Origin of the sequence: Zhongshania sp. (assembly GCF_041584495.1) — a bacterium.
Lineage (GTDB): Bacteria > Pseudomonadota > Gammaproteobacteria > Pseudomonadales > Spongiibacteraceae > Spongiibacter.
In genome coordinates this window covers 23,196-33,556 of sequence record NZ_JBFHDY010000027.1, presented here as the reverse complement: position 1 = coordinate 33,556, position 10,361 = coordinate 23,196, and the positions used below count along the sequence as shown (strand labels likewise).

Annotated in this window: 10 protein-coding genes; 6 read left to right on the top strand and 4 right to left on the bottom strand. The window is 51.5% G+C overall.

Translation table 11 applies throughout. From position 1 onward, the window contains the following. Positions 1 to 144 precede the first annotated feature (144 nt). The 3 genes from ABYP33_RS07020 to ABYP33_RS07010 form a co-directional block, all read right to left on the bottom strand. Positions 145 to 585, bottom strand: a complete 441-nt coding sequence (locus ABYP33_RS07020) for a YkvA family protein (protein WP_373089837.1) — start codon at positions 583 to 585, stop codon at positions 145 to 147. Between the two features lie 91 nt (positions 586 to 676). Continuing rightward, positions 677 to 2,365, bottom strand: coding sequence for a class I adenylate-forming enzyme family protein (locus tag ABYP33_RS07015; RefSeq protein ID WP_373089835.1), 1,689 nt, complete (start codon positions 2,363 to 2,365; stop codon positions 677 to 679). Between the two features lie 23 nt (positions 2,366 to 2,388). Continuing rightward, positions 2,389 to 2,871, bottom strand: coding sequence for a nuclear transport factor 2 family protein (locus tag ABYP33_RS07010; protein WP_373089833.1), 483 nt, complete (start codon positions 2,869 to 2,871; stop codon positions 2,389 to 2,391). Positions 2,872 to 3,035: 164 nt separating this feature from the next. Between ABYP33_RS07010 and ABYP33_RS07005 the strand changes: the two genes are divergently transcribed. From ABYP33_RS07005 to ABYP33_RS06990, 4 genes are all read left to right on the top strand, one after another. Beyond that, positions 3,036 to 3,806 (top strand): exodeoxyribonuclease III, encoded by a 771-nt coding sequence (locus tag ABYP33_RS07005; protein ID WP_373089831.1) that lies wholly within the window; start codon positions 3,036 to 3,038, stop codon positions 3,804 to 3,806. Positions 3,807 to 3,905: 99 nt separating this feature from the next. Then, positions 3,906 to 4,244, top strand: coding sequence for a preprotein translocase subunit YajC (gene yajC / locus ABYP33_RS07000; protein WP_373089829.1), 339 nt, complete (start codon positions 3,906 to 3,908; stop codon positions 4,242 to 4,244). Positions 4,245 to 4,295: 51 nt separating this feature from the next. After that, on the top strand, positions 4,296 to 5,339 hold the full coding sequence (locus ABYP33_RS06995; RefSeq protein ID WP_373089827.1) for a 1-aminocyclopropane-1-carboxylate deaminase/D-cysteine desulfhydrase: 1,044 nt from the start codon (positions 4,296 to 4,298) through the stop codon (positions 5,337 to 5,339). Positions 5,340 to 5,381: 42 nt separating this feature from the next. Continuing rightward, the gene (locus ABYP33_RS06990) at positions 5,382 to 6,728 is read left to right on the top strand and encodes an alanine/glycine:cation symporter family protein (RefSeq protein ID WP_373089825.1); all 1,347 of its coding nucleotides are present in this window, start codon (positions 5,382 to 5,384) and stop codon (positions 6,726 to 6,728) included. A 60-nt stretch (positions 6,729 to 6,788) separates the two neighbouring features. On the opposite strand, the gene alr is transcribed toward ABYP33_RS06990, so the two are convergent. Beyond that, positions 6,789 to 7,865 carry an alanine racemase gene (alr, locus tag ABYP33_RS06985; RefSeq protein WP_373089823.1) on the bottom strand — a complete coding sequence of 359 codons (1,077 nt, stop codon included), beginning with the start codon at positions 7,863 to 7,865 and terminating at the stop codon, positions 6,789 to 6,791. Between alr and ABYP33_RS06980 the strand changes: the two genes are divergently transcribed. Together ABYP33_RS06980 and ABYP33_RS06975 are read left to right on the top strand one after the other, a co-directional pair. Further along, positions 7,860 to 9,383: a serine protease gene (locus tag ABYP33_RS06980; protein WP_373089821.1), complete on the top strand. Its 1,524-nt coding sequence runs from the start codon at positions 7,860 to 7,862 to the stop codon at positions 9,381 to 9,383. The genes alr and ABYP33_RS06980 overlap by 6 nt on opposite strands. 46 nt (positions 9,384 to 9,429) lie before the next feature. Next, entirely contained in the window at positions 9,430 to 10,341 is a 912-nt protein-coding gene (locus ABYP33_RS06975; RefSeq protein ID WP_373089819.1) for a 5'-nucleotidase, read from the top strand. Positions 10,342 to 10,361: the final 20 nt, after the last annotated feature.

Genomic DNA, 10,361 nt, shown 5'->3' with positions numbered 1-10,361 from the left:
GGCCGCTTACTTAAAATTATGGATAAGTTTAAAACTAAATCGCATCACGAAACACTTATGGAAGTATTGGACGAATTGTCGCAGTAGTCTTGTTGCATGCACCGGCTGGCTGCGCGCTGAAAACAGGCGCCTGGCCGGTGAGTATTAGGTGCTGAGCTTGTCTTCAGTATTGTCTGTAGCGGTGTCGCCGGGTGATTTTCCTTCCTGCTTAAATTCTAGGTATTTCGTTAAATCCTTGGCGACCATATCGAGACACAGTTTTAAGACCACGGCATCGTCGAGAAAGCCTGCTACCGGGATATAGTCGGGCAAGGCGTCCATTGGCATTAATATATAGAGTAGGGCTGTGCTTATTGAGCCCAGTGACCACCACGGCACCGCCCGATAGTCGCCCTTTACGTAATCTTGAACCAAATTAAACAGTATTTTTACTTGGCTGACATACGGGGCGAGTGACGCGTTGTTGGCCACCCTGTTGAGAATACCTTGGCGATTGCTGAGGGTCTTTTGAAGGGTGGCGTCGTCGAGTTCGGCGGCACCTTCGTCGAGCACGTGCTTGGCGCGCTTTTTAGAGAAAAACAACATAGCGACACTCACATTAAAGATGATGTCGCTGATATTACGGCTTATAGGCAGTAGCGCAAACCCCTCATTTTAAAGAGGGGGATTTGGCAGTCTATTGTACAAAACGCTGAACGAGATCGCGCTTAAGGACTTTACCGGTGGCATTGCGCGGCAATTCTTCTTTCACAAACCACACATGGCTCGGTTGCTTAAAGGCCGCGAGCTTATCCGCCATATAGTTTTTGACTTCAGTTTCGCTAAGGGTGGCACCATCGCGAACACGGATGACGGCGCCGGGCGTTTCACCCAAACGTTCATCGGGCACTGTAATAATCGCGCTGTCGGCAATCGCTGCGTGCTGGCTGAGGCAGGCTTCTATTTCTGCAGGGTAGATATTTTCACCGCCGCGAATAATGAGGTCTTTGGCGCGATCGACCAAAAACACGAAGTTTTCATCATCGAGATAGCCGATGTCGCCAGTAGCCATCCAACCATGTGCAAAATTTTCGGCGGAGGCTTCTGGTTTGTTCCAGTAGGCAGTGATATTACAGGCTGATTTCAGCCAAATTTCGCCTACTTCACCTTTGGGGAGAATGGCGCCCTCGGGGCATCTGGTTTGCCATTCGACTAGCGGTGATAGCGTGCCGGCACTTTTGGGCTTATAGAAATACGCATCACCGGTGCAGCTGGCGCAAATTGCGTTGGTTTCGGTCATGCCGTAACCAGTGCCAACGTAGGCGTCGCCGAGGTTTTCGCTAATTGTGCTTTTAAAGCTCGGTGGGCAGGCCGTGCCGCCGCCGCCAATAGAGAACAAACTGGTGGTATCGGTCGTCTTGAACTTGGGATGGCGCAATAAATCCACGACCATGGACGGCACGGCGCTAAAGATGGTGACACGCTCCTTTTCGATCAAGGCGAGCGCGTCTTCCGCAGACCATTTGTACATCATGACGGTTTTACGACCAGCGCGTAGATTGAGTAAGAAGGCCGCGTAACAACCGGAAACATGGAAGAGGGGTACGCTGAGTAAGGTACAGGGCGCAAAGCCGGTACTGAACATTTTGCGAATGGCCTCTGGGTTGGCCATGGCCGAGCAGGTGCCGTGAAATTCAAAGCTGAAGATGGCTTGGCAGATGTTACCGTGGCTAGACACTGCACCCTTGGGCCGACCGGTCGTGCCAGAGGTGTACATAATCTGCGCAATGTCGTCGCTCTCGCAATCCACTTCCGGCATTGTCGCGCCGAGATGGGCGTTAATAATAGCGTCGAAGCTCAAGCATTCTGCCGAGCCGGTGGCGCCAACCAATATAACTTGGCAAGCAAGTTCGCTGGGTGCTGTGGTAATTGTGTCATAGCGTGCTTGGTCGCAAACCACCCATTTGGCCATGGAGTCACCGAGGCCATAAGCCAATTCGTCGGCGCTGCCCCAGGAGTTCAATGGCACGACCACCGCGCCGATACTGACAATTGCGTAGTAGGCAATCATCCACTCGGGGTTGTTTCTCATCGCAATAGCAATGCGGTCGCCTTTATGGATATTGAGTTCGGAAACTAAGTAGTGGGCCAATGCGTCGGCGCGGGCGAAAAAATCATCGAAGCTCAGGCGTTGATCCTGATAAACCAAAAACTCCTGGGCGCCAAATCTACGGCCGGGCTCAAGTAGCGCGCGCAGGGTGTTTGGCGCATTTTTATAGAATCGTAGCTCGGTATCACCGCATTGCCGAGTTTCTATTTCAAAGGGGGCGCCGGGCTGGCAAAGCTGTTCGGTGGCGGTGTGTAGGCGTGCGGCAATATCATTCATCTTTAATCACTTATTCGTTTGGTTTACGGCTTTGGCTCAAACATATTGTGCGTAAATGTCAGGGTAGCAGGGATTGGCGCATTTACGGTTTCCATGATTCGCGCGTATTCGGTGTGGCAGATCTTCCATAATCCATCTTCAATACGGTAGTGGTCGGTGTAAATAGCGGTACCAAAGAGCATCCAGTTTTGTTCTTTATTGAATACGAGGTCTTGCAAATACCAGATTCCCTTGGCGTTAGTGGGGCTCTCCAGCTCAATTTCGGGGTGATGACAATTATGCATGGTCAGTACCGACGGCGAGCCCATGTGGCCGCGTAAACCACTGATGAGTTCGTCGCGGTTATCGAAGCTGTATTTACCGTCATCGTATCGCGCGGTGCAATCGGCCGTCAGGGTACTGGCGAGTAGATCCCAGTCGTGGGTGTCGACTGCGCGTAAGTAGGTATATTTGAGTTTTTTGATTTGCTCAATTGCAAGTAGCGCTTCTAGGCCGGATTGACTCATTGTTATTGTCCATCTCTGTTCAGGTATTAGACGCCCATATTAGGGTTAGTAGGCAGGTCTGGGCATGATCCAAATGGATGAATAGGGTCATTAGTAAATAAGTGAACCTGCCTTTGCCGTTTTTGGTAAGCTGAGCACCGAATTTTTTAAGAGGAGTTGCACTGGTGCGTATCATTACTGCGAATACCAATGGTATTCGATCAGCAGGCCGCAAAGGCTTTTTTGAATGGCTGGCTAAGCAAGATGCGGATGTTGTCTGTATTCAGGAAACCAAGGCGCAGCGCGATCAGCTAGAAGATCCCTTGTACCACCCCGAAGGCTATACCACCATTTACTGCGATGCGATCAAAAAAGGCTATAGCGGTACTGCTATGTACTGCAAAAAGCCACCGAATAAAGTGACGACGGCGTTGGGCTGGGACCCACTAGACAGCGAAGGGCGCTATATTCGCGCTGATTACGATAATATTAGCGTTGTTTCCATGTATCTGCCCTCGGGCTCTAGCGGCGAGGAAGCGCAGGCCCGCAAAGATATTTTCCTTGATAAAATCTACCCTCATTTTCTTGAGCTCAAGGCCAGCGGTCGGGAGCTCGTAATTTGCGCGGATTGGAATATTTGTCACAAAGAAATTGATTTAAAGAACTGGAAGGCGAATCAAAAGAACTCGGGGTTTTTACCTCATGAGCGCGCCTGGCTGGATAAAGTCTATGAGGAGGGCGGTTTTGTTGATGCCTTTCGTGAGATTAATCAAGAGCCGGTGTATACCTGGTGGTCGAATCGTGGCCAAGCTTATGCCAATAATGTGGGGTGGCGGCTAGACTATCATGTTATTACGCCGGGATTAGTACCCACGATTAAGGCAGCAGACGTCTATACTGACGAGCGTTTCTCAGATCATGCGCCCTTTACCATGGACTACGATTACTCGCTTTGAAGTTTGGCCTTGTGTACTATGGCAGGCGTATTTTCAGTACTACAGGCGCGTTGTCTGTAGTGTTATTTTTAGCAATTGTTTGATTGAGAAGGACGTGTAATGAGTTTTTTCATCTCCCAAGCCCATGCCCAGGCTGGCGGCGCCGCAGGCGCTCCGCCAGGTGGCGACTTATTTCAGATTGGCTTCCTAGTATTAATGTTTGCGTTGTTTTACTTTATTGCTATTCGTCCGCAGCGCAAGCGCCAGAAAGAACATGCCGCTATGGTTGCGGCACTGGCCAAAGGTGATGAAGTTGTGACCACCAGTGGTATTTTGGGCAAGGTCACTAAAATTGACGACAGTTACGTGGCATTGAGTGTCACCGACAATGTTGAATTGAAATTTCAACGCTCATCAATTCACGCCGTTTTGCCTAAAGGCACTCTAAAAGCAATTTAAACATTGCCCGCGCTCTGCAATCGCAGGGCGCTTTTCTTTACAGGTGACAATATGCCTGATGAATCACCTTGCAATACCGCACGGCCAGATTTTGTAAGCGCGATCAATCCACCTCGTCAGCACCTTGCCCAGCTGCCCACGCCGCTGCAATTCCTAAGCCGCCTCAGTGAGCGGTACAGTGGGCCGCGCATTTGGGTGAAGCGCGATGATCTAAGCGGCAGTGTGCTATCCGGCAACAAAATCCGTAAATTGGAATTTAATTTTGCCCAAGCACTTGCCGAAGGCTGTGACACGGTTATTACATGCGGTGGCATACAATCGAATCACTGCCGGGCAACGGCCTTACTCTGCGCTCAATTAGGGCTTAAATGCCATTTATTGTTGCGTGGCCATCGAGCCGATAGCGCCGACGGCAATTTATTGCTAGATCAATTAGCGGGCGCTGAGATTTCTTATTATCCGCCAGCGCAATTTCAGCGTGAACTTGAACCCTTGCTACTCGCCTGCCAAAAAGCTTATGCGAGTCGTGGTCGTAAAGCCTTTATTATTCCCACTGGCGCCTCAGATGCCATTGGCGTGTGGGGCTATGTGCAGGCCTGTGCAGAGTTACAGGATGACTTTCAGCGGCACGGTATCGATCCAAAACATATTATTTGTGCAACAGGCTCGGGTGGTACCCAAGCCGGATTGACTGCTGGAGTGGCGGCTTACGGTATTGATGCCCAAGTATGGGGTGTGAATGTTTGTGACGACGAGGCGTGGTTTGTCAATAAAGTGAACAGCGACCTGCAGAATTGGGCGCGTCGCTACCAAACTGGCATAGACCTTGATTGCTTGTCGGTAAAGGTGATTGACGGCTATGTCGGTCCGGGTTACGCCCAGGCCGACGATGAGATTTTTCGCTGTATTGCCGATGCAGCCGCCACTGAGGGTTTGGTCCTCGACCCGGTCTATACCGGTAAGGCCTTTTTCGGCATGTTAGATCAACTGCAAAAAGGTCGCTTTGGAAACAGCGGTGATATTGTATTTATTCATACGGGCGGGGTTTACGGCTTGTTTCCCCAGCGCAGCCACTTTAAGTTTTTAAATACCTGAGCGCCAATAGCTGACAAACAGCAACAAACATAAGGGATATAAATGGAGCAAATAAGCGGATTTGTCGGTGTTATCAACGGCATCGTTTGGGGGCCGCTGATGCTGGTACTCATTTTAGGCACGGGCGCCTATTTGATGGTGGGCCTGCGGCTGATGCCAATACGGCAAATTGGGCCGGCATTTAAATTAATGCTGGCAGGGCGTAAAAGTGGGCCAGGGGAAGGGGAGATAAGCCCTTTCCAGGCCTTAATGACCTCACTTTCGGCGACCATTGGCACGGGTAATATTGCGGGGGTGGCGACGGCAATTGCCTTAGGTGGGCCCGGCGCATTGTTCTGGATGTGGTGTACGGCGCTAGTGGGGATGGCCACCAAATACGCTGAGGCAGTCTGCGCCGTGCATTATCGGGAGCAGGACAGCGAAGGTAATTTTAGCGGCGGGCCAATGTACTACATTAAAAATGGCCTTGGTAAGCGCTGGCAGTGGTTGGCAACGTGTTTTGCCGTGTTCGGTGCTATTGCCGGTTTTGGCATAGGCAACACCGTGCAGGCAAACTCGGTCGCTGACGCGATGAACGGTGCCTTCGGCGTGCCCGTGTGGATCAGCGCTCTAATTATGTTTGTTGGCGTGGGGCTGGTGATATTAGGTGGCGTGAAACGGATTGCGAGCGTGGCCGGCTATTTAGTGCCATTTATGGCAATTGCCTATATGGCGGTTGGAATACTGGCGTTGTTAATGAATTTTTCGGCCTTGCCGGGGGTGCTCGAGTTAATATTTTACTCGGCATTTAATGGCACTGCTGCGGTGGGCGGTTTTGCGGGTGCGGGCATTGTGGCGGCAATTCGTTTTGGTGTGGCTCGCGGTGTTTTTTCAAACGAAGCGGGACTCGGTAGCGCACCAATAGCCCACGCGGCGGCAAAGACCAATAATTCGGTGCGCCAGGGCATGATCGCAATGCTCGGCACATTTATCGACACTATTTTGGTGTGTTCAGTGACCGGTTTTGTGATTTTACTGTCGGGGGAGTGGCAAACGGGGGGAACCGGCGCGGCCTTGTCTGCAAGTTCATTTGAATCCTTGATACCCGGCGGCCACTATATTGTCGCGGTCGGTTTGGCCATTTTTGCGTTTACCACGATGTTGGGCTGGTCCTATTACGGTGAGCGCTGTGTTGTTTACTTTTTTGGCGAAAAAGGCGTTAAGCCGTTTAGAATCGCGTGGGTTTTAGCAATTCCAATGGGTGCAATGGCAAATCTCGGCTTTATTTGGCTGCTGGCCGATACCCTTAACGCCTTAATGGCCATTCCAAATCTAATCGCATTGTTATTGCTGAGCCCGGTGGTGTTCCGTCTTACTAAAGAGCGTTTGCCGAGCATTCTTGCGCAATAGGTGTGTTGCGCTCAATGTTTAGTTGCACCGGGCGCTATACTGGTGCAGTTTGAATTTAGCTCAACGATAAAAGCGGCTGACGCGCTCAGTGATTCGCGTAAACAGCTCATAGCTAATCGTGCCGCAGTGTTTGCCGATGTCAGTGGCGGGGAGCCCATCGCCCCACAGGCATACTTCGTCGCCTATGGCCGTGGTAGGTAAGTGGCTTACATCAATTGTCATTAAGTCCATAGATACCCGACCGGCCACGCTTGCACGTTGACCGTTGACGAGAACCGGGGTGCCGTCAGGCGCGTTGCGGGGGTAGCCATCGGCATAACCTGCGGCCACGGTCGCGATTTTTGCCGCTGTTTTTGCGCGCCAGCGGCGGTTGTAGCCTACGCCTTCCCCTTCAGCGACGTCGCGTACAGCAATGACTCTGGCTTTAAAATTCATAACGGGTCTTAAGGCCTGCTCACCGGATAAGCGCTGTGTGGGGTCGTCACCGTAGAGCATAATGCCGGGCCGAACCCAGTCCTGATGCGTGTCTGGGTGGGCAATAATCGCCGCTGAATTGGCCATACTAATCGGATACTCTCCCAAGCTATTGCTTAGCGTCAGCAGTTTTTGGCTTTGCTGCTGACTTAGGCTTGGATCAATATCTTCGGCGTCACTGAAATGGCTCATGTGCTGAACAGTGCTGACATGGGCTGTGGCGCAGAGCAATTTGTGCGCTTCATTGAACTCTGTGGCCGACATACCTACGCGGTTCATGCCAATATTGAGCTTCAGCCACACCGCAATTGGTCTTGGCAGTGGGGTGTGGGCGAGGCGCTTGGCGGTGGCAAGATCATGCACCACGACATCCAGATTAAGGGTGGCGCATTCAAGCAAAATGTCTGAATCGAGCAGGGTGCCGAGCAGGAGAATGCGGGCTTGCGGATTCGCTGCGCGTAATCGCCTTGCTTCACAGGCTCGCGCCACTGCAAAACCATTGACGGTGTTCTTTAATTGTTCGGCTACCCAGTTAGTGCCATGGCCATAGCCATTGGCTTTAACCATGGCTAGAATGGCGGCTTTGGGGGCGAGCTGACGCACGATGCTGGCATTGTGACGAAGCGCCTCGCTACTGAGTTCTATCCATGTTGTGCTATGCATAAGTACCGACTCAAAACTTTGCTGAATTTTAGCGGGCTTAGCTTGCAGTTAATAGCGCGCCAGTGCGTACTGGGTGTTTTTTTACTGAGCGCCAGTTATTTGAGTGCCGACTGCCAGCGGAGTGTTTTCCCTACAAGTGCATCGCCGGAATTGCTTGTCGGCGCCGATCTTATTGCTGAATTACTTGCCGCAGAAAAGAGTGCCGCAGGTCTTTGTCCGGTGCACGCCCAAGATCTAGCGCAGCTGTATTTTTGGGGTAGTCCCAGTGTTAATGCCAATTTAGTCCGTTCGTATGGTTACGCGTTAAAGAGCCGTACGGCCGAGCGCTGGGGATATGATTTGCGCTTATTGCATAGCGCCTTTGTGCTCGCGGATTTTGATCAGTCCTTTAGCCCAGAAGAAGCACTGCGACACTTTCAGCGTGAAATAGACAGCGGTGTCGCTCTGCGCAGAGATAAAGCTTTGGCGGTGCTTAATCAATTGTCGAGTTTATTGCCGTATTCTACAATCGGGGCTGTGGGTGTCTTTAAAGACCGTGATTTTCGCCAGCCCTATGCCGAAGTCGATGGTGTGGTGATATTGGCGCAGCGTGAAAATCACCAGCGGGTGTTAGTGAGTGATGCCCAAGGCATGCCGCAACTGGCTTGGATGCCAGTGGGCGGGGGGGATCAGGTTCCGCGCGTACAAGATGCCATCGACGGCTTATATGTGCAGCGCCGCCCGACCCTTGGCGCTACTGGCGTTGAGGATAGCCGTCAACAAGTTTGGCGGGCGCCCCAATCTGCGCCGAGCACGGGAGTGCTGCTTAGCCGTTTTCGGCAGCGAGATGGCAGTTTATTTGAGTCTCGCTGCACGGCAAGTCAATTAAGTGGGCAGTGGTTGATTTCGGCTGCCCATTGTTTGTTCGCCCCGGATGGCTCTCGGCAAATACTGAGATTGCGCTATATTGCGTCTCCCTTCGCGTTGGCGAATTCAATTGCAGTGAGTCGTGTTTGGGTGCATCGAGAACACGACTCAGGCGATCAAACCACGGGAAACGTGGCGAGCTACAGTGGTTCGGATATCGCCTTGTTTAAGTTGGCTCAGCCCTTACCGATCAATAAACGACCCATTTTGGCCGCGCCGCTCGCAAATAATCCGGTGAATTGGGTAGACAGTTTTGCCTACCCAAGCGACAAGGCCCGCCATAGCCTGTGGTTTTCACGCTGCCGCGCTAGCTTATGGCAGCGCGGAGAGCAGCCTTTAAGTGATATATACAGCTTGGATTGCTTTAGTCATGAAGGTCAAAGCGGCGCAGCGGTATTGCAAACGATTTCCGGAACCCCCCATATCATCGGGGTTTTATCGTCTAGGATTTACAATGAAAAAATAAATAAGCCGATATTCGTAGCCTTAAATGCTGGGCTTATCGCCGATATTGGCCGAGTAATAGCGGATGAAGCCGAGATACCTGTACATTTCCACGCTTATAACGCCGCGACGATACTCGCGGACGTGACGCCGGAATTGTTGCCTTAACCGAGGCTTCTTGTATAGTGAACCTATCGCCCTTAGAAATACGTTTATGTCCAAAGGTCTAGAGAACAAGCTTGTTGTTGCAATCTCATCCAGAGCACTATTTGATCTGGATGAAAGCCATTGTGTTTATGAGGCCGAAGGTTTGGCCGCTTACCAGAAATACCAAATTGATCACGAAGACGAGGTGCTTGCACCAGGTGAGGCTTTTGGTATTGTCGAACGCTTACTGCAACTAAATGATTACTTGGATGACGCAAAAGTCGAGGTTATCCTGCTGTCCCGCAACTCAGCGGATACCGGCCTACGGGTGTTTAATTCGATTAAACATTACGGCCTTAATATTAGCCGGGCAGCGTTTAGCGGCGGTGAAAGTCCCTACCGTTATGTATCTGCCTTTGGTTGCCATTTGTTTTTATCGACAAATGCGGAAGATGTTCGTCGTGCGCTGGACAGCGGCGTGGCGGCGGCGACGTTGTTGCCGCGCTCTAAAAAGGCGAGCCAACAAAGCAAGCGTGAATTGCGCTTTGCCTTTGATGGTGACGCGGTCATTTTCTCCGACGAAGCCGAGCAAGTCTTTAAGCGCGACGGACTCGATGCCTTTACCGCTAGTGAGGTTGCCGCGGCGAACACGCCGTTAAGTGGCGGGCCGTTTAAAGCTTTCCTTGCGGCGCTAAATACGCTGCAATCGGAGTTTCCAGACAATGCACCGCCAATACGAATAGCGTTGGTTACTGCGCGATCTGCGCCAGCTCATGAGCGGGTCATTCGAACCTTGCGTGAATGGAATATTCGTATTGATGAGTCTTTGTTTCTAGGGGGCTTGGAAAAAGGTGAGTTCTTGGCTGCCTACGGTGCAGACGTGTTTTTTGACGATCAACCGGTGCATTGTGAATCGGCTAAAGAGCATGTGTCGACGGGGCATGTGCCTCATGGCATCGCCAATATAATTGATAATTAGTGCGGTTAGCGCGCAATAAT

Coding starts and splice junctions, on each gene's coding strand:
- ABYP33_RS06980 (WP_373089821.1), top strand. CDS start 7,860: ATGCATAAGTACCGACTCAAAACTTTGCTGAATTTTAGCGGGCTTAGC.
- ABYP33_RS06995 (WP_373089827.1), top strand. CDS start 4,296: ATGCCTGATGAATCACCTTGCAATACCGCACGGCCAGATTTTGTAAGC.
- ABYP33_RS07020 (WP_373089837.1), bottom strand. CDS start 585: ATGTTGTTTTTCTCTAAAAAGCGCGCCAAGCACGTGCTCGACGAAGGT.
- yajC (WP_373089829.1), top strand. CDS start 3,906: ATGAGTTTTTTCATCTCCCAAGCCCATGCCCAGGCTGGCGGCGCCGCA.
- ABYP33_RS07010 (WP_373089833.1), bottom strand. CDS start 2,871: ATGAGTCAATCCGGCCTAGAAGCGCTACTTGCAATTGAGCAAATCAAA.
- ABYP33_RS06990 (WP_373089825.1), top strand. CDS start 5,382: ATGGAGCAAATAAGCGGATTTGTCGGTGTTATCAACGGCATCGTTTGG.
- ABYP33_RS06975 (WP_373089819.1), top strand. CDS start 9,430: ATGTCCAAAGGTCTAGAGAACAAGCTTGTTGTTGCAATCTCATCCAGA.
- alr (WP_373089823.1), bottom strand. CDS start 7,865: ATGCATAGCACAACATGGATAGAACTCAGTAGCGAGGCGCTTCGTCAC.
- ABYP33_RS07015 (WP_373089835.1), bottom strand. CDS start 2,365: ATGAATGATATTGCCGCACGCCTACACACCGCCACCGAACAGCTTTGC.